This is a genomic window from Actinoplanes sp. L3-i22 (assembly GCF_019704555.1).
GTDB lineage: Bacteria > Actinomycetota > Actinomycetes > Mycobacteriales > Micromonosporaceae > Actinoplanes.
On the sequence record NZ_AP024745.1, the window covers coordinates 4,420,169 to 4,438,372 of the forward strand.

Sequence of the window (18,204 nt, forward strand, 5' to 3'; positions counted from 1 at the left end):
CACAAGCGGGGGCCGGAGCCACAGTGGCCCGACAACTGCGGCCGCAGCGTAGTTCAAGACATGTTGGTCAGGACGCGTCCGCTGCGGCTCGGTTGTTCTCCAGGGTTCGGACGAGACGGGCTGCCTCGGTGGCGAGCCGGGTGGCGCCGCCCTGGGCGGCGATCGTCCTCACCTCGGGGATGTCGTCGGTGGCTTGAGTGGTGGCGGCTGCGGAGGCGGCGATCATCAGCAGATCCGGTGTGCCCGCGGCTGGGCGGGGTGGAGTCAGGACGGTCGGGAGCAGAGTGCGGGTGAGGTCCCAGACGGCCGAGGCGGCGCCGGCCCGCAGCGCCTGCTGGAGGCTGTCGACCACCCGTTTCAGGACGATGACCTGGGCGGCTTCCAGCATGCCGAGTTCGTGGCCGACGATGGTGCCGTCGAGCAGGTTGCGGGCGGCCAGCGACACGAAGGCATCCACCGTGACCATCCGGCCCGCGGGTCGCCCGGCGGCCAGGCCGTACGCGAGGCACAGGGCCATCGCCGGGCCGAACGGGCCGTTGCCGGCCGCGACGGCGGGCAGGACGTGGAGCTGGTTGGCGTAGTCGCCGTCGGCGGCCATGGTGAGCAGGGGCAGCGCGTGGGCGGCGACCAGTTCGCGGTGGCCGGGCAGGATCATCGGCCACATGGTGATCGACTCGTCGTCGGGCAGGTAGCCGTAGGCGCGCTCGCGGGCGCTGGTGGCCGGCAGGCTCAACAGCCCGTCGGGGACGGTCAGCGGCGGATGGGCGAACGCTTCGATGGCGACCGTACGTCGAAGTCGGGGTTGGTTGTAGCTGACGGGTCGTTCGGAGCTGATCGCCACGGCGGCCGGGTCGGGCAGGCCGCCGTCACGCAGCCATCCGGCGAACTGGCGGCCGGCGGGGGAGCGCAATCGCTCGGCCGCCGCCCGGGTCGGTGCGTCGACCTCGCGGGGCAGGCGGAGCAGGGCCTGTGCCAGGTCGTACGGGCCGGGCTGCCAGCCGTCGGATTCGGCGTTGGTGAGCAGGTCGAGGACGCGGTGGGGGTCGACGTGGCCGTCGACGGTGGCGGGGGTGGCCAGCAACGCGGGTGGTGGCGTGCCGTACAGCTGCCCGGTCAGTTCGGTGACCCGGGCGTTGATCATCGTCCAGGCGGGGCTGGACAGTGGCGCCCCGCCGAACGAGGAGACCTGGTGCCGGGGTGGGCGTGGGCCGCGGTGCACGATGCCGTAGATCAGCCGGTCGACCAGCCAGCCGCCGTATTCGTCGAGCATCGGGGTGAGGATCGCGGCGAGAGCGGGCCGGTCGCCGTACGCGAATCGGGTTAAAGCGTCGAAGACGCGTTCCATCAGGATCGGGTCGAATGTTTCCCAGCGGTTGGCGGCCGCGGTCTCGCCGGCGAGTTCGCCGAGTGATGCGATCGATGGTGGCATCGCCGCCACCGGCGCGGGCGCCGGCAGCAGGACCAGCGAATCCTGCTCCTCGACGGTGGCCCCGGCCTGGCGCAGCACCTCCTGCGCCTGGCGACGCAGATCCCCCGCCAGGATCGTGGCGGCCTGGGCGAGCGGCTCCGGGCCGTAGGCGGTCAGGTGGGCGGCGGCCAGGTGCAGCGTCTGCTCGGCGAGGTCGACCGCCTCGTTGCCCAGCCCGGCCAGCAACGCCTCGTAGAGATCCGGGTCGGACCGGTCGGTCAGCACCGCGCCGATCCATTCGAGCATGGCCCGGACCAGCTTCTTCTCCTTGCGCGGCAGGACGGCGTAGGCGGCCTCGACGATCAGCTCGGGTTCGGCCCGGCCGCCGGCCTCGGCGACGCGCAGCGCCGCGAGCGCCAGGTCGGCCACCGCGACCGGCGGGCTGGACAGCATCGCCAGGTATTCCTGCCGGTGCTCGGCGCATTCCTCGAGCGTCGGCGCGAGTGCGCGGTGCAGGTCGGCCATCGACTTGATCGACGCGGGGCGGTCCCCGGCACGTAGCCGCAGCAGGCAGCCGTCCAGGATCGTCCGGCGCGTCGCATCGTCGTCGGCGGCCAGCATGGTCAGGGCTTTCGGCCATTCCTCGTCGAGATGGGTGCCGAGGCGAGGAATGGCAAACAAATGCGGCAAAAGATCGGGGGTACGGGGATCAGCGCGCAAGCGATCGATCAACTCCTCGGACCAGGCGCGTCCCTGCTGCTGGATCCAGCCGGTCAGGGTGGCCTCGGTCGGCGGGACCGGCAGTTGCGCCGCGTCCAGCAGGGCGCTGACGACCGGCCATTGGTCGACGGTCGTCGGTCGCATTTTCTGGGCCATGGACGTGGCGACGGCGGCGATCGAGGGCCGGCCGGGGGCCTGCAGGACCCGCACCACCGACTCGGCGGACTCGGTATCGATGTGCAGCCAGGTGTCACGGAGCCGGGTGACGACGTCGGTGGCCCGGGGCAGCCCGGCGACGCAGGCCACCGCGAGCGCGATCTTGCGCCGGCGCAGCAGGTCCCGATGCTCGTCGAGCGCCCGGGAGTTGGCGTGGTAGTTGGTGAAGTAGTCGCCGGTCGGCAGCGGCTCGGGCAGATGAGCCAGCTGGTGGTCCTTGAACTGCCCGGCCAGGGCACGGCGCTCGGTCTCCTGGCCGGCCACCATCAGCGCCGCTACGCCCTTGATGTCGCCGGCCTCGATCCGCGCGAAGACCTCCTCGGCGTCGATCACGTGTCTTCCTTTCCGGTGAGCCTCACCGCTCTCGTGAGCGTCACCGCGAGGACATGTTTGCAAGGGCCGCGCGTGCCGCGGTGCTCGACCCACCAGCGGCAGGTGCAGCCCAGTTCGCCGCCGGCCGTCTCGTGGACCAGGTAGTCGCCCACGCTGGTGCCGGCCGGGCCCGGGTGTACCGCGCCTGCGGCGACCAGGGCGCGGGCGGCGACCAGCCGGGGGTTCAGGTCGGCGATCAACTCCGGCCGCAGGGGCAGCTCGCGATGGAAGTACGCGGCGTCGGCCCAGTCGTAGCCGACCTTGCCGGACATGGCCAGGGCGGCCAGGGCGCCGCGGACCTGCTCGGTGGTCATCCCGTTCGCCTGCGCGATCAGGTCCGGGTCGACGGTGCCGTCCCAGCCGAGCCGGTCGGCCAACTGTTCGGCTTCGTCCAGGCGGGTCAGCAGCGCGCCCTCGCCGGACAGGCCGCGGTCGACACCGGGGGAGAGCAGCAGGGAGAACCGGACGCCGGGCAGCTCCAGCTCCCAGCCGCTGGGGAAGGGAGGGCTGCCCGGGGTGGCCGGGGGACCGTAGAGGCGGACGAGTCGGGTCATCGGCAGCAGCGGGCGCAGGACGGCGACGCGGTGCGGGCCCGGCAGGCAGACCGCTGCGGGTGTGGCGCCGGTGGCGAGCCGGACCGAGCGGCCGGCGGGGACCAGCCATCGCACGTCGCGGTTCGGCCGCGGGGGCATCCGCTGCAGCAGTGAGGCCGCGGCGGCACCGGTCAACTCTGCGCGGGGATCGAGGCCTGACGCGATGAAACCGGCCTCGGCCAGCCCACGTAGCCAGCGGGACGGCAGCGGGACCTTCTTCTCGACGATGTGCGCGTCGAGGGTGGTGACCGTCAGGTCGTCCGGGCCGACCGACAGGCGTAGCGGGTCCTTGCCGCCGATGCGGGACAGGGCGCGATAGAGCTCGGGGTTGATGTCGACGTTTGTCGTGCCGCGGGCGTGGATCTCGCCGTCGAGAGCCTCGGGGAGCACGTCCAGCCGTGCGTATACGCCACAGCAGCCGGACAGCACCTCGAACCGCAGCCGGTCGCCGCCGCAGGTGACGACCGGGTCCCGCAGGTACCCGGTGTACTCCGGGCGGAAGTCGGCGGCGGCTACATCCGCCAGGACCGTCAGGCAGACCGCGGCTGGTCGCGCGGCGGTCAGGAAGCCGGTGAAGAACCGGGGGTGCAGGCCGGCGGTCTGCAATGACAGCAGACTGCCTACCAGCTCCGACGGGCGCCGATACGCGACCGCCAGGGACTCCCCGGCCACGAGGTCCGACCGTACCGGCCACGGCGTGGTGCCACTGGCAGTTCGGCCACACCGGTGGTCCGGGGGTCGGGGACCGGCGGATGTCGCTCGGCCGGACCGGCGAACTTACTGACCGTGCACGGCGAGGGGGACTCCGTGTAGTAGCCGCCGCCGCGGGCGCTAACCCGTTGTTGCGCCGGTTGCGGCCATGGGTCAGCCACGGAACATTGCATTTACTTCATCCTAGGGACCGCGTTGGTTCGGTGAGGTATGGGTTGGCGTTCCATCCGGTAACCGGTGGAACGTTCCGGCTCAATGTATATGGCGGGTCGATCGGGCCGGCTGGGACACTTGAAATTGGGGTTTCCAGGTCTGTTGACGCAGTGGAGGCGTGGCGCCTGAGCGGCACATAGTGGTCATGGTAATTGCGTTCTCGGGTAACTGCTGCCGTGACCTGCCCTCGGCAAGAAAGAACAACGCCGTTATGATCAGACGCATGCGAACGCTACTCGCCGCGATCGCCGCATTCGCCACCCTCACGGCTTGCACGTCGACACAGGACGCCGGAAACGACAAGCTCCGCGCCATCGAAGTACCCGCCGAATGGTCCGAGGGGGCGTGGGGCAGCGGCGGCGACTTCGGTCTCGGCTCGTCATACCGCATGTGGACCCTCGAATACGCGCCCACTGAACAAACAGGCGACCAGATCCGCCAGATATACGACTCCGCGCTGACAAATGCGGGCTGGACCTGGCACTCCACGTGCACGACAAAACGCCTCTACTCATCCGAGGTAAAGGACGGATGCTGGCAGTTGAAAGACTATATGCTGATCTACAGGGTTGAATCAAAAGTTGGCGACACCAAGCAATATGTAGACGCGACAATGTTCAAAGACGACTGATTCGCCGGATGGATGTGTGGATTCGGTGGCAGGCGCGCCATGGCCTTGGTACTGGACTTGGCGTGCGGTGGCCCGGACGACGGAGGAAGCCATGGCGGTGGCCCCGAAAGCTGCGGTGAGCAGCAGTGCTGGCGGGTCCGACCGTCTAGTCGACCTGTTGTCCCGGGCTGGCGCCCGGCACGGTGTCGTTCACGATCTGCTCCAGCTGGGTGCCCGTTTGGATGGCGCGGTTGCGGATCTGGTCGAGCACGTCCGGGTCCGGGGCGCGACGTTCCAGCGTCTCGAGGTCGCGCAGCAGGGCGGCCAGTTCGAACAGGGCACCGGGGCCGTACGGGGTTTCGCTGTGGTACCAGCGGTGGTAGGTGCTCATGATCTCGTACCCGTGGTGGATCGACAGCCGTGGCTGTTCGAGCAGGTCGGGGAGGTCCTGAACGAACGGCAGGACTGACGAGTCGACTTCCAGTATCGGGTCGTCGGGGTCGGTCGGGCCGTATGCGCGGAGCCGCTCGGCGATGCCGGCGGGGTCGGCGGACTGGCCGGCGCACCGGGCCCAGGCAAGGGTGAGGCCCTCGGCCGCGAGCGGCAGGACCGGGCGCCGCAGCTCGTTCTCCGTGGCGGAGCGGGCGAGCAGCGGCAGGCAGCGGTGGATGGCGGCGACGGAGAGGACACGCTGGGCCTCGGGGTCGAGACGGGTGGCCCGGTCGGTGAGATCCAGCAGCAGCCGGTAGTCGGGGTTCGTCACGGCCGGACGATACCGGGAGCGAAGAGCGAGGCACGGACGAGCCGTTTCGGTTTCACCGGTGGCTGTACCTGTGAGCCGAGGAGTCCTTCGACGAGGGCTTTGCAGGTCTGGGTCGTGGCGGTGCACGACCGTCGGGTCCCGGGCGGCCGTCGGCCAACGGATGGCCAACTGTCCGGCGGCGGTGGCCACCAGACTCGTCGACGCCGGCGAGGCGCATCTGATCGCGGTCACCCGCCGGCCTTCCAGCATCGTGGACGTTGTCGGCCGGCGTAGCGGGACAATGCCCTGGTGCAGACCGACGAGCCGTATTACCGCCGTGACCTTGCCTACGTCTTCGACCAAGGCTACGGCTTTCACGCCGACGCCTGTGCGCCCGGCATCCTGGCCCTTCTCGAGCCCGTCCGGACACGCCAAGGCTTGGTTCTGGAGATCGGGTGCGGGTCGGGCCTGCTCACCAAGCGCCTGACCGAAGCCGGTCATCGGGTGATCGCCACTGATGCCTCACCGGCGATGCTCGATCTCACCCGCACCGCCGTAGGGGGCGCCGCCGACGTGCGGACCTTGGTCCTGCCCGACGATCCGATTCCGGCGGTGGACGCGATCGTCGGGATCGGACACGCCCTCAACTATCTGTCCGATGCGGCCGCTGTCCGCCGTGGCCTGGTAGCGCTCGCCGACGCGTTGCTGCCCGGCGGTCTGCTGGCGGTGGATCTGTGCGACCTCGAATGGGGTACCGCGCGCGAGGGTGCCATGGCGCAAGGACGGGTCGGTGACGACTGGGCCATCATCACCAGGTTCAGCCGGCCGGCGCCGGACCGGTTCGACCGGGACCTCACCACGTTCGTCCGCGGCGTGGACGGCAGTTACCGTCGCGAGGACGAGCACCACGGCAACGTCCTGATCGACACCTCGTCGGTGCCGGAGCTGCTGCGCGAACGTGGCGTGACGGCCACGATCGGCGACTCGTTCAATGACGACCACCATCCGCTGCCCGTCGGGCTGCGTAGCATCGTCGGCCGCCGGTGAAGCGTGCCATCAGCCAGCCGTTCCACCGATAGCAGCGAGGACACGATCATCTTGATACATCCGGACGCCGCCTCCGCCCGCGGATACCAGCCCTGTAGTTGATGACCTCCAGGTGCGGATGTCGGCTCGACGCCGAGTCAGAGCGGATCCCAAACTGACGCCCGATGCCTCGCGCTCAGAACCACAGCGCTTCGCTGAGGCCGGCCGAAGCTGCGGGCGGCCGCGTGGAGCGCACGGCACCTAAGGGCCGGCCGAAAGCCACGTCGGACGGCCAACAAACAGCACGGAAGGCCAACCGAAACAGAACAGCGCTTCCGCCGTACGCAAGCGGTTGGCTCTTGTTGGGTTTTCGCCCGGTGGTGTCGGGCGGGCCGGAGCGCCCCTTGGTGGGTGCGGCATCGATCGGTGTCGCGCCCATCGTTGCGGTTCCGCGGCAGGCGGGACCGGGAGGTGCCCATGTTCCCCCGACGAACCATCGGACGGCTCGCCTGCGCGCTGGCCGCCGCCATCCTGATCCTCGGCATGGCCGAACCGGCACACGCCGCGCCGGCACACGCCGCGCCGGGCGTCGTGCTCGCCGTCTACCAGCTGCCGCAGATCATCGCCAACATCCGTAACTGGGTGATCGGGATCGCGGCCGCGGTCGCCACCCTGTTCCTGAGCGTCGCCGGCATCCGATACATGCTCGCCAACGGCGACGCCAGCGAGGTCGAGCGGGCCAAGACCGCGTTTCGCACCGCGCTGCTCGGCTACGCGATCGCGCTGCTCGCACCGGTGTTCCTGGCCGTCCTGCAGGGCCTGATCGGGGCGCGGTGATGGGCGGCGACTGGCTGCTGACCGGCCTGCTCGGCCCGCTGCTGGGCGCGGTGTCGGCGCTGGTGCTCGCCGGGCTGGACCTGGCCTGGCGGCTGTTGTCGCTGACCGTGCTGGTGGTCCCGGACGTGACCGCCCTGCCGCAGGTCACCGACCTGATGGCGACCTCGCTGGGGGTGGTCGACACGTGTTTCGTGCTGGCGTTCGTGTGGACCGGCGTGATGGTGATGAACCGGGAGTGGCTGGCCGCGCAGGCCGGGCTCGGTGAGCTGATCCCGCGCCTGGTGATCGCGCTGATCGCGGCGAACAGTGCCCGGCCGATCTGTTCGGCGGTGGTGGGCACGGCCAACGCGCTGACCGTCGCGCTGGCCGGGCGCCGGGGCGCGTCGCCGGTGCCGCAGTTGCGCACGGCGGTGGCCGCGGCGACCGACGGGCTCTCGGGCAGCCGCCCGGAGGACTTCCTGATCCTGATCATCGCGGCGGTGGTCGCGGTCCTCGCGGTGCTGCTGGTCGTCCAGTGGATCACCCGGGCCGGGCTGCTGATCCTGCTGGCCGGGATCGCCCCGATTGCGCTGGCGATGCACGCCACGATGCAGACCGAGCCGATCGCCAAGCTGTGGTGGCGCGCCGTCCTGGGCATGCCGGCCACCGTGGTGCTGCAGGCGGTCGCGTTGCACACCACGCTGCAACTGATGCTGGCGCCGGACTCGACGCTGCCGGCGCTGGGGCTGTCGGGCACGCCCGGCGCGGCGATGAACCTGCTGGTCGTCGCGTGTCTGTTGTGGGGCACGCTGCGGATCCCGGCGCTGATCGCCCGGTACGTGTTGCAGTCGCGGCCCGGCCGGATGCCGGGGCTGCTGCGGTTCGCGGTGATGCAGCAGGTGACCCGGATGATCCCGCTGCCCGGTCTGGACCGGCGCCGGCGATGACCGCGCGCTCATGTGCTGACCAGGTCGGCGACGACGCAGGCGATGTTGTCCGGCGCGCCCGCGGCGTAGGCGAGCTCGATCAGCCGTTGTGCGGTCGGTTCCGGCGCGCCGGTCTCGGCCAGCGCGGTGTGCAGCTCGCCGCGGCCCACGACCGCGGACAGCCCGTCGGAGCACAGCAGATACCGGTCACCGGCCAGGGCGGTGCGCAGCGCCAGGTCGGCCTCGACGGGCCGGCCGCCACCACCGAGCGCCCGGGTGAGCAGCGCGCGCCGCGGGTGAGCGGCGGCCTGATCGGGGCTGAGCTTGCCGTAGTCGACCTGCTCCTGAACCCAGGTGTGGTCCTGGGTGAGCTGCGCCAGCTCACCGCCGCGCAGCAGATAGGCGCGGGTGTCGCCGACGTGCACCAGGGCCAGTTGCGAGCCGCGGCGCAGCAGCGCGGTCACGGTGGTGGCCGGCTGGTCGTCGCCGGCGCCGGTGGCGTGCACCGCGCGATCGAGCTCGTCGACGGTCGCGGCCAGCATCGCGAGCAGCTCGACGGCCGGTTTGTCGGCCAGTTCGAGCGCCTTGAGCGCGTTCACGGCCGCGGCGCTGGCGGCACCGCCGGCTCCCCGGGTGCCGTCGGCGACGGCCAGCAGCCGGTCGCCGGCGTAGGCGACGTCCTCGTTGCTGTCCCGCCCGTGGCCGGGTTCGCAGCGCACGGCGTACCGAAAGGTCAGGGTTGGTCTGTTGGCGGACATGGTGGCGCCCTCCCGGGACAGCTGCTCGACGAGGCGGGTGACGCGGTGCGCGCGGGTCGCGGTGTCGGCGCTGACCTGCTGCCAGAAGGCGGTGACCGCAGTGGCCGCGGCGCCCGGCTCCAGCTCGCACACCACGCGGATGCTCGCCAGCGGCATGCCGATGCGGCGCAGCGCGGCGATCAGCCGGGCGTGCGCCAACTGCCGCGGCTCGTAGAACCGGTACCCGGACTCGGGGTCGACGGCCGCCGGCGCCAGCAGCCCCACCTCGGCATACAGGCGCAACGCCTTGGGTGTCAGCCGCGCCGCCCGGGCGAACGCGCCGATCGTCAGCAGCTGCACGCGGTCATCCTCCTCGCGCCGACCGGGTGGCCGGCACGCACCAGCCTGGGGTCTGCCCCAGGGGCAAGGTCAAGCCGATCGCAAACGGCCGGCCGCACCGGGCGCGGATCCCGACAGGGGCCTCGAAATGCCCTTTCTGCGGTGGTTGTCTGGGCGGTACGAGGCTGACCAGCTGCAGCGGTTTCTTTAGATCGGCAGCTGGTTGGCGCCCCGGCTCGAGGCTCCGAGCTGGGTGTGGCCTACGTCATAGTTGAGGTTGACCTTGGGTCAGGGTCGAAGCTCGCCGCAGCGGCACGACGCCGACCGGGCAGCACGGACTCAAGGAGCAACCAGCATGTCCATCGTCCTTTCCGAGCAGGACAAGAGCACCCTGCGGGCCGCCGCGTACGGCGCGGTGTCACTGGTGGCCGCCGCTACGGGCTCGCCCCAGAAGGCCGCCACAAATGCCGCGATCGTCCTGAGGTCGGCGACCGGTCTGGTCGGGCAGGCCTTCGCCACCGGCGCCAAGGACAGCGAGCTGACGGGCAGCACCGTCGCCGAACGGGTACTGCCGGCCCTGACCGCAGCCATGAAGCTGCTCGGTGCGCGCGCTCCGGCCGAGGCCGGCAACTTTTACGGCGCCGTCGTTCTCGCCATCGAAGCGGCTCAGATCGACCCGGACAACGCCAACACCGTCGCGGCCGAGATGGCCCGAAAGATCACCGCTGCCCTCGATGCCGGGGTAGCGCCGGCCACTGCTGCCGCCGGGCCGGACCGCCCGGAGTTGCAGAAGGCGATCGAGGAGATAGTCGATTCCGGGTTCGTCGGGGTCTCGCTGCGCGTGCACGACGAGCGAGGCGAGTGGGTCGGCAGCGCCGGGACGGCCGAGCTGGGCGAGACCGCGAAGCCGCCGGCCAACGGGTATCACCGCGTCGGCAGCAACACCAAGACGTTCACCGCGACCCTGGTGCTGCAGCTGGTGGCCGAAGGCAGGTTCGGGCTGGACGACCCGGTCGCCGAGCACCTGAGCGGGTTCGGGCTGGACGAGCGGATCACGGTGCGGATGCTGCTGCAGCACACCAGCGGGATGTTCAACTTCACCGGCGAGGTCTACGACGACGGGACGATCGCCACCGGGATCCCCATCCCCTACGGGACGACGAGTCAGCAATGGCTGGACAACCGGTTCAAGACCTATCGGCCGCAGGAACTGGTGGAGCTGGCGTTGGCCAAGCCGGCACGGTTCGAGCCGGGAACGGGCTGGAGCTACTCCAACACCAACTACGTGCTCGCTCGGCTGCTGATCGAGAAAGTCACCGGCCGTTCGTACGCCGCGGAGATGCGGCGGCTGATCCTCGGGCCGCTCGGGCTGTCCGGCACCGTGGTGCCCGACGCCTCGCCGGAGCTTCCCGAGCCGCACGCCCACGCCTACTACCGCCACGCCGCCACGACCGTCGATGTCACCCGCCAGAACCCGTCCTGGGTCTCCACCGGCGGCGACCTGATCTCGACCACCCAGGACCTGCATACGTTCATCGCCGCGCTGCTGGGTGGCAAGCTCCTGCCGGCACCGCTGCTGAGCGAGATGTGCGCACCGCACCCGACCGGCATCCCGAACATGGACTACGGCCTGGGAATATTCGTGGTGACCACGGACCGGGGCGACACCCTCCTGTCCCACAACGGCGCCGCCGTAGGCCACGCGGCGCTGATGTACAGCACACCCGGCGGACGCAAGACCCTCACCGCCGCGCTGAACTGCGTCGACGACGCCGATCTGTCCATCGGCGCAGCATTCCGCAACGCCCAGCAACGGCTCGTCAACGAGGTCTTCGGCGGCGGGCGGGCAGATCCGGGCCAGCCGGCGAGCTGAGCACCGGTGACGGATACGGGAACCGTCACCACGCCGAGCCGGCACACAAGGCAGGCTCGGCGGATGCGCAACGGAGTCACGATCGGGCAGGCGGCGGCGTTCGTCGGCGTCACCGTCAAGACAGTGCGGCACTACCACAAGCTCCGCCTGGTCGAGGAGCCGGAACGCGACAGCTCCGGCTACCGACGGTACGCATCGGCCGACCTGCTGCGGCTCGTGCAGATCCGGACTCTGGCCCAGGCGGGGGTGCCACTGGCCGAGATCAGGCCGATGCTCGACGGCGATGCCGCGCGATTCGCCACCGCGCTCGCCGACGTCGAGCGGCAGCTCACCGAACGGATCGACGAGCTGACCGCGCGACGGGACACGCTGCACCGCCTCGCCGACGGCGACCGGACCCTGCTGCCCGACCACGCGGTCGCGCTGCTGCAGCGAATGCCCGGCCTCGGCTACACCGCGGACGAGGTGGCCGCCACCAGGGACGGCTGGGTTCTGGCCAAGGCCCTGGTCCCGCAAGGCTTCGACGCCTACCTCACCTCGTTCGAACACGCCCTGCAGGACACCCAGCTGCTGGCCCTGGCCAGGCGCGCAGCCGACGCCGTGACCTGGGAACCGGACGACCCGCGCATCGCCGAACTCGCCACCGCCGCGGCCGAGCACTACCTGGCCGACCCCGTGCTGCTGAAGACCGTGACCGGCCTGCAAGCCCGCACCGACGCCGCGGCCCGGTACACGCTGATCGCCCACCACGGCGAACAGCAGACGCCCGCCGCAGCGCGCCTGAGCGCGCTCTTCGAAACCAGGCTCCGCGCCGCCGGCATCCGCATCCCCAGACCAGACCCGCACTGACCGCGGGTGCCGACCCGGCCCCGCACATGCCGCCCCACGCCCGCTGCGGGACCAACCGGCCGGGCTCGGTGAACGCGCGGACCACCCCAACGCCGGCCCGGTGCGCTCGCGCCGCGAAAACCGCACGGTCAAGCGCCGACCTTCGCATGCAGGGAAAGGGTGAGTGATCACCAATGAGTCCGAAGCGCACCTTGGCTGACGAGCCGTACACGGCGCGGATCCCGGCCGACATCGACACCCCCGACAAGATCGCCTACCACCTGACCGCCCGCCAGCTGGCGGTTCTCGCGGTCGCCGCGGTCTGCGGCTACGGCCTGTTCACCGCGCTCTCGCGGGCGCTACCGATCCCGGTCGCGGCCGGCGTGCTGATCCCACCGGCCGGCGCCGCGCTCGCGCTGGCACTGGGCCGCCGCGACGGCCTGCCGCTGGACGGCTGGCTGTGGGCCGGCCTGCGGTATCTGCGGCACCCGAAACGCTCCCGCCCGCAGCCGGCGATCGCGATCGACGACGACGGCGTGCTCGACACCGGCGCGCACCGGCTCGCCCTGGTCGCCTCGACCACGGTCAACATCGGTCTGCGCAGCCAGGACGAGCAGACCGCGCTGATCGCCGGGTTCGGCCGCTGGCTCAACAGCCTGTCCGCGCCGGTGCAGATCGTCGTCTCGACCCGCCGGGTCGACCTGTCCCGGCAGGCCCAGCGGGTCAGCGACACCGCGCGCACGATCACCGATCCGGGTCTGGCCGCGCTCGCCGGCGACTACGCCGCGTTCCTGGGCCAGTTGGCGCAGCAGCGCGATCCGCTGTGGCGCACCGTGACGATCGCCCATCCGGGCCCGCGGGCGCTGCGCGACGCCGAACACACCGCGACCGCGCTGGCCACCCTCGGCGCGAGCACCGCGGTCCTCGACGGCGGCGCCGCGCTCGCGGTGCTGACCTGCGCGATCGACCCGTTCACCCCGGCCGACACCGGCTGGCCCCGAGCGATCCCCAGCCGTGCGATCACCGGAGAAAAACCATGAAAAAATCAACGGCCTGCGACGGTACGGGCGTGAACCCGCTGCCCGCCCCGGCCGCGATCACCACGCACCCGGATCACGTCCAGGTCGCCGACGGCTACACCGCCACCCTGATCGTCACCGGCTACCCGGCGCAGGTCGGCCCGGCCTGGCTGGAACCCCTGCTGTCCTGGCCCGGCCGCCTGGACGTGGTGCTGTTCATCGACCCGCTGTCCGCACCGGCCGCCGCGACCCGGCTGCGCCGCCAGCGCGCCCGCCTGGAATCGAGCCGGCTCAGCGACGCCGGCCGTGGCCGGGTCAGCGATCCGCTCACCGACGCGGCCGCCGACGACGCCGCCGAACTCGCCGACCGGGTCGCCCGCGGCGAGTCCAAACTGTTCCGGGTCGGGCTGTACCTGTGCGTGACCGCATCCACCCCGCCGGAGCTGCGCGAAGCCCTCGCGCAGGTGCGCGCCACCGCCGCCGCCGTACTGCTGGACACCCAGCCGGCGACCTGGCGGCAGCTGGCGGGCTGGCAGTGCGGCCTGCCGCTGGCCACCGACGGCCTGCGGATGCGCCGGGTGATGGACACCGGCGCGCTGGCCGCCGCGTTCCCCCTGGCCGGCGCGGACCTGCCGGCGCCGCTGCCCGGCCGGCCGGGCCCGTCCGGCGGCGTGCTCTACGGACTCAACCGGGCCTCGCACGGCGTGGTCTGGTGGGATCGCTGGTCGCAGGACAACGCCAACGGGGTGGTGCTGGCCCGCAGCGGCAGCGGCAAGTCGTACTTCGTCAAACTCGAGATCCTGCGCTCGCTCGCCGACGGCGTGCACATCGCGGTCATCGACCCGGAGAACGAATACCTGCGCCTGGCCCAGGCGGTCGGCGGTGCAGGCATCGTGCTCGGCGCCGGCGGGGTGCGCCTGAACCCGCTGGACATTCCGGCCACCGACCGCCGCGATCAGGCCCGGACCCGGCGCGCACTGTTCCTGCACACCCTGGTCGCGGTGCTGCTCGGCGAGCAGCCACCCCCGGCGGAACGGGCGGCGCTGGACCGGGCGGTCGTCGACGCCTACGAGCGCGCCGGGATCAGCACCGACCCGGGCACCTGGCATCGCCCGGCACCGCTGCTGCGCGACGTCACCGCCGCCATGAGCCGCCAGCACGGCACGGCCGGGGAGAACCTGGCGGCCCGGCTGAGCCCGTGGACGCACGGCTCGTTCCGCGAACTGTTCGACGGGCCGACCAGCACCGTGCCGGCCGGACAGCTGGTCTGCTGGTCGACCCGGGCGCTGGCCGACGAGCTGCGCCCGGCCGCCATGCTGCTGGCCCTGGACGCGATCTGGCGCGACGTCGACAACCCGCTCGACGATCCGCCGCGCCGGCTGGTGGTCGTCGACGAGGCGTGGACGCTGATGCAGCACAGCGACGGCGCACGCTTCCTGGCCCGGCTGGCCAAACAGGCCCGCAAACGCCGTGCCGGTCTGCTGATCGCCTCCCAGGACGTGCTCGACGTGCTGGGCAGCGACCTGGGCCAGATCGTCATCGCGAACGCGGCCACCCAGGTCCTGCTGCGCCAGGCACCCCAGTCGATCGACCTGGTCACCACGGCGTTCGCACTCAGCGCCGGCGAGGCCCGCACCCTGCTGACCGCACGCCGCGGCGAGGCCCTGCTGCTCTCGGGCACCCACCGCGTCGGCTTCCAGGTGGTCGCCGCCCCCACCGAACACCGCCTCTGCACCGGCGACCACGACCGTTGACCGTGACCGTCCACCGGGGCTGGGCGGCCTTCGTTCGGGGCCGGACAGCTACAACGACGACGGAACTATCGGCCGCGGCCAGCGGAGGGGATGGGAATGGCGGGGCTGAGCCCGATCACGACCGTCAGGAGCAGTCCTGGCAGGACCGGCGTCGAGGCCAGCACGGGAACCGAGGTCGCCGCCAGCAGCGCGGCAATCCCTCGGGCCGGCGCCGTCCGCCCGGTCATGACCCGCTCGTACCATCCCGTGGCGGCCAGATGGACAGCGAGGCCGCCGCCGAGCGTGACAGCGCCGAAGGCACCGAGCGCGGCGGTTGCCTCGGCTTCGTGCATCGCCGTTGCCAGGCCGACGGCGACGATCAGAATGCCGCCGACGATGCCGGCGTGCAGGTAGGTGCCGACGGTGGCCAGGGAGGTCCGGCTCTCGCCGGCCCGGTCGGCCACCGCGCGTTGGGCCGCCCCCGCGAGGCGGGAGAAGTAGTTCCACCACATGGCCACGGACAGCCCGACGGCGAGCAGTGCCGCGGTCAAGACGCCCGCGTCGAGGTGGTGCGAGCGCGTACCGGAGCCGATCGAGATGATGGACTCGCCCAGGGCCAGGATCACGACGAGCTGGTGGCGCTCGGCGAAATGGGCAGCGGACGGTAGCCGCCAGGCACCGCCACGCGAGGTCAGTCGGATGGTCACCCCCTCGACCACCACTGCGGCGAGCCACAGCACGAGCTGCGGCGTGCCGGCGAGGAAGGCGCCGGCAAGCAGCGCCGCGGACACCGGGAGCATCGTGGCGCCCATGGTGCGCAGAACCTGCCGACGGAGCCGGGCGTCGGCGCCGGCTGCGACCAGCGTGACCACGGTGTAGACGACGGAGACCGCGATGAAGCCCACGGCGAAGATCAACGGTCCGGCGAGTCCGTGGAACGCCTCCGGAATGGCCAGGGCCAGCACGAAGACCAGCACGACCGCTGCCAGTGTCCCGAGCCTGCCGATGCCCCGACCGACGTGCACCTGATTCGCCAGCCAGGCGTAGGACGCCCACGACCACCACAGGACGCCGAAGACCGCCAGGGCCCGCAGCACGCCGAGCAGGTTCGCGTTCTCCACCGCCAGGTGGGTGACCTCGGTGAACGCGAACACGTAGACCACGTCGAGGAACAGTTCGAGCGGGGTGACCCGGTGTTCCTCCGAGATCGCCGGCGTCGAGGCTGATGTCGTCTGCATAGGCACGATGCCGAGTGTGGCCAGCACGGACGGGCGGGAGAAGGTCACCGCTTCCTGGGTGGCCCGCACCCCGGAAGACGCGACCTTCCCGGCCCGTGAGCCGAGCGCCAAGCTCGGCGCATGAACATTTCTGAGCAGCGGGTGACGGACTGGGTCGACGGATACCTCAAGGCGTGGCGCAGCACCGATGAGAAGGACATCGCCGCACTGTTCGCCGACGACGGCGAGTCGCACGAATGGCCGTACCAGACGGACTGGATCGGTCTGGACGCGATCGTCCGCGGCTGGCGGTCGCGGGCGGCCTGGCAGGAAGGTGGCTGGACGTTCACCTGGGAACTGCTCGCGATCAACGGCGACACGTTCGCGGTCAAGGGCACCGGCGCCTACCGGGAGCTCGGCAACTTCGACAACCTGTGGGTCGTGACCCTGAACGACGCCGGCAAGTGCACCGTCATGCGCATGTGGAACAACGAGACCAAGTAGCCGGTCGTGACCTACGCGGACGACCTTCTGGGCGCGCGCACCGTCCGGGAACTGGTCCGTGCCTTCACCGCCGTCTCGCCCGGGCTGTCGCTACACACGCTCGCAGCGACGGCTCGCAGGTCAGAGGCCGGGACTCTGCGTGCGCGCAGTGACCTGTTACAGCGAGCGTTGCTGGCCGATATTCCGCACGGATACGCCTCTCTGGCTGCGATCATCCGTTCGGCGCACCGGGCGCCGGTGCTGTTTCGGGGCTGGATGCTGCTGCCGGTCACCATGGCCGTCGCGGCGCGGGCGTGCCAGGACGGCACGCGGGCGGCCTACGACGACGCGATGGCCCTGCTCGGCGAGGTCTCGGGACGGTTCACGTCGGAGTTCGCGGTGCGGCCGATGCTCGTTCACGACCTGTCGCGTGGCCTGCGGATCGCGCGGGACTGGGCGCGGTCGCAGGATGAGGATGTGCGCCGGCTCGCGGTGGCTGGCACCCGCCCGCACCTACCCTGGGCTCAACGTGTGCCAGCGATCCTGGCCGATCCGGGTAGCACGGTACCGATCCTTGATCTGTTGCATCACGACCCGACCGAATATGTCCGCCGCTCAGTGGCCGATCACCTCGCCGATCTGGGCCGCCAGGATCCGCAGCTAGCGTTGCAGGTGGCGGGTCGGTGGCTGCGGAACCCGGATGACGACCTCCACCGCCTGGTCGCGCGAGGGTTGCGGCGGGTGCGTCACGCGGAAGCGTGCACCGAGCCGAGGTAGGTCAGGGCCTGTTCGCTGCGGCTGCCCGGTTGCGCCGTCCCCACCTGCAACTGCTGGCCGGGCGCGTCGCGGACATCGAAGGTCTGATAGACCAGTTCGATGCGGCCGGCCTCGGGATGGTGGAAGGTCTTGTCCATCCGCGGGAGCGCGCCGACGCGTTGCCGGCCCCAGCGCTGCGCGAATTCGGGGTTTTCCGCGAGGTCGTCCAGCACCGTGCGGACGTCCGGGTCGGCCGGGAACAGTCCGGCGTTGAGGCGCAGCGCGTGCACTACGGCGTCGGCGGCCGCCGGCCAGTCGTCGAAGAACGTTCTGGCCCGCGGGTCGGTGAACACGACCCGCACCATGCTGGGACGTTCCCCGAACTGGGCCAGCAGCGCCGCGCCGAGCGGGTTCGCTGCCAGCACGTCGAAGGCCGGCCCGAAGACGTAGGCGACCGCATGGGGGAAGCCGTCCATCAGATTCAGCAACGCCGGGTGCACCACATCGCCGGCCGCGGTCGGGGTGAGGCCCGGGTTGAGTCCGGCGAGCCGATAGAGGTGGCCCCGGGTATCCGCGTCGAATCGGAAGGCCCGCGCGATCGCGTCGAGGATCTGCGCCGAGGGGTTGCGCTCGCGGCCCTGCTCCAGCCTGGCGTAGTAGTCGGCGCTGACCCCGGCCAGCACGGCGACCTCTTCGCGCCGCAGCCCCGGCACCCGGCGATCCCCGCCCGTGAGCAGTCCGGTGTCAGCCGGGTCGACCTGCGCGCGACGCGTCCGCAGGAACTGCCCGAGAGGGCTCGCGTGTGCCATTCGACGAGCCTATTGCGGCTGCGCAGCGCCTGCCAGGGTGCGGCACTCCCTGGCAGG

16 protein-coding genes are annotated in these 18,204 nt (G+C 71.3%); 10 read left to right on the plus strand and 6 right to left on the minus strand.

The features are described from left to right. Window positions 1-67: 67 nt before the first annotated feature. Both L3i22_RS19580 and L3i22_RS19585 read right to left on the minus strand, forming a co-directional pair. Window positions 68-2,677 (minus strand): DUF6493 family protein, encoded by a 2,610-nt coding sequence (locus L3i22_RS19580; protein ID WP_221328400.1) that lies wholly within the window; start codon window positions 2,675-2,677, stop codon window positions 68-70. Then, complete coding sequence (locus tag L3i22_RS19585; protein WP_255658406.1) at window positions 2,674-3,981, minus strand: SWIM zinc finger family protein; 1,308 nt, start codon at window positions 3,979-3,981, stop codon at window positions 2,674-2,676. The genes L3i22_RS19580 and L3i22_RS19585 overlap by 4 nt, the downstream gene beginning before the upstream one ends. Before the next feature lie 475 nt (window positions 3,982-4,456). Here L3i22_RS19585 and L3i22_RS19590 point away from each other — a divergent pair, with 475 nt between their 5' ends. Continuing rightward, complete coding sequence (locus L3i22_RS19590) at window positions 4,457-4,864, plus strand: hypothetical protein (protein ID WP_221328401.1); 408 nt, start codon at window positions 4,457-4,459, stop codon at window positions 4,862-4,864. Window positions 4,865-5,009: 145 nt separating this feature from the next. Here the strand turns inward: L3i22_RS19590 and L3i22_RS19595 are convergent, their stop codons facing one another. Beyond that, window positions 5,010-5,606, minus strand: coding sequence for a hypothetical protein (locus tag L3i22_RS19595; RefSeq protein WP_221328402.1), 597 nt, complete (start codon window positions 5,604-5,606; stop codon window positions 5,010-5,012). 288 nt (window positions 5,607-5,894) lie between these two features. Between L3i22_RS19595 and L3i22_RS19600 the strand changes: the two genes are divergently transcribed. From L3i22_RS19600 to L3i22_RS19610, 3 genes are all read left to right on the plus strand, one after another. Further along, a complete protein-coding gene (locus L3i22_RS19600) occupies window positions 5,895-6,632 on the plus strand; it encodes a trans-aconitate 2-methyltransferase (RefSeq protein ID WP_221328403.1) in 738 nt (245 codons plus the stop codon). A 456-nt stretch (window positions 6,633-7,088) separates the two neighbouring features. Next, window positions 7,089-7,448 carry a pilin gene (locus tag L3i22_RS19605; protein ID WP_221328404.1) on the plus strand — a complete coding sequence of 120 codons (360 nt, stop codon included), beginning with the start codon at window positions 7,089-7,091 and terminating at the stop codon, window positions 7,446-7,448. Next, a complete protein-coding gene (locus L3i22_RS19610) occupies window positions 7,448-8,374 on the plus strand; it encodes a conjugal transfer protein TrbL family protein (protein WP_221328405.1) in 927 nt (308 codons plus the stop codon). Before L3i22_RS19605 ends, L3i22_RS19610 begins: the two co-directional genes overlap by 1 nt. Window positions 8,375-8,382: 8 nt before the next feature. On the opposite strand, the gene L3i22_RS19615 is transcribed toward L3i22_RS19610, so the two are convergent. After that, window positions 8,383-9,450, minus strand: coding sequence for a MerR family transcriptional regulator (locus L3i22_RS19615; RefSeq protein WP_221328406.1), 1,068 nt, complete (start codon window positions 9,448-9,450; stop codon window positions 8,383-8,385). Window positions 9,451-9,784: 334 nt separating this feature from the next. Between L3i22_RS19615 and L3i22_RS19620 the strand changes: the two genes are divergently transcribed. The 4 genes from L3i22_RS19620 to L3i22_RS19635 all read left to right on the plus strand — a co-directional run bounded on the left by L3i22_RS19620 (window position 9,785) and on the right by L3i22_RS19635 (window position 14,903). After that, entirely contained in the window at window positions 9,785-11,302 is a 1,518-nt protein-coding gene (locus tag L3i22_RS19620) for a serine hydrolase (protein ID WP_255658407.1), read from the plus strand. Between the two features lie 63 nt (window positions 11,303-11,365). Then, entirely contained in the window at window positions 11,366-12,151 is a 786-nt protein-coding gene (locus L3i22_RS19625) for a MerR family transcriptional regulator (RefSeq protein ID WP_221328407.1), read from the plus strand. Window positions 12,152-12,324: 173 nt separating this feature from the next. Continuing rightward, window positions 12,325-13,170 (plus strand): PrgI family protein, encoded by an 846-nt coding sequence (locus L3i22_RS19630; protein WP_221328408.1) that lies wholly within the window; start codon window positions 12,325-12,327, stop codon window positions 13,168-13,170. Beyond that, the gene (locus L3i22_RS19635) at window positions 13,167-14,903 is read left to right on the plus strand and encodes a VirB4 family type IV secretion system protein (RefSeq protein ID WP_221328409.1); all 1,737 of its coding nucleotides are present in this window, start codon (window positions 13,167-13,169) and stop codon (window positions 14,901-14,903) included. The genes L3i22_RS19630 and L3i22_RS19635 overlap by 4 nt, the downstream gene beginning before the upstream one ends. Window positions 14,904-14,968: 65 nt before the next feature. On the opposite strand, the gene L3i22_RS19640 is transcribed toward L3i22_RS19635, so the two are convergent. Continuing rightward, window positions 14,969-16,147 carry a low temperature requirement protein A gene (locus L3i22_RS19640; protein ID WP_221328410.1) on the minus strand — a complete coding sequence of 393 codons (1,179 nt, stop codon included), beginning with the start codon at window positions 16,145-16,147 and terminating at the stop codon, window positions 14,969-14,971. 93 nt (window positions 16,148-16,240) lie between these two features. Between L3i22_RS19640 and L3i22_RS19645 the strand changes: the two genes are divergently transcribed. Next, a complete protein-coding gene (locus tag L3i22_RS19645) occupies window positions 16,241-16,603 on the plus strand; it encodes a nuclear transport factor 2 family protein (protein WP_221328411.1) in 363 nt (120 codons plus the stop codon). Window positions 16,604-16,609: 6 nt separating this feature from the next. Then, window positions 16,610-17,359 (plus strand): DNA alkylation repair protein, encoded by a 750-nt coding sequence (locus L3i22_RS19650; RefSeq protein WP_221328412.1) that lies wholly within the window; start codon window positions 16,610-16,612, stop codon window positions 17,357-17,359. On the opposite strand, the gene L3i22_RS19655 is transcribed toward L3i22_RS19650, so the two are convergent. Next, complete coding sequence (locus L3i22_RS19655) at window positions 17,329-18,147, minus strand: helix-turn-helix domain-containing protein (protein ID WP_221328413.1); 819 nt, start codon at window positions 18,145-18,147, stop codon at window positions 17,329-17,331. The two genes, L3i22_RS19650 and L3i22_RS19655, sit on opposite strands and share 31 nt — an antisense overlap. Window positions 18,148-18,204 lie beyond the last annotated feature (57 nt).

Bases quoted from the DNA above. Each gene is read 5' to 3' on its own strand.
- L3i22_RS19645 (WP_221328411.1), top strand. From the start codon at position 16,241: ATGAACATTTCTGAGCAGCGGGTGACGGACTGGGTCGACGGATACCTC.
- L3i22_RS19655 (WP_221328413.1), bottom strand. From the start codon at position 18,147: ATGGCACACGCGAGCCCTCTCGGGCAGTTCCTGCGGACGCGTCGCGCG.
- L3i22_RS19630 (WP_221328408.1), top strand. From the start codon at position 12,325: ATGAGTCCGAAGCGCACCTTGGCTGACGAGCCGTACACGGCGCGGATC.
- L3i22_RS19625 (WP_221328407.1), top strand. From the start codon at position 11,366: ATGCGCAACGGAGTCACGATCGGGCAGGCGGCGGCGTTCGTCGGCGTC.
- L3i22_RS19620 (WP_255658407.1), top strand. From the start codon at position 9,785: ATGTCCATCGTCCTTTCCGAGCAGGACAAGAGCACCCTGCGGGCCGCC.
- L3i22_RS19610 (WP_221328405.1), top strand. From the start codon at position 7,448: ATGGGCGGCGACTGGCTGCTGACCGGCCTGCTCGGCCCGCTGCTGGGC.
- L3i22_RS19635 (WP_221328409.1), top strand. From the start codon at position 13,167: ATGAAAAAATCAACGGCCTGCGACGGTACGGGCGTGAACCCGCTGCCC.
- L3i22_RS19590 (WP_221328401.1), top strand. From the start codon at position 4,457: ATGCGAACGCTACTCGCCGCGATCGCCGCATTCGCCACCCTCACGGCT.
- L3i22_RS19605 (WP_221328404.1), top strand. From the start codon at position 7,089: ATGTTCCCCCGACGAACCATCGGACGGCTCGCCTGCGCGCTGGCCGCC.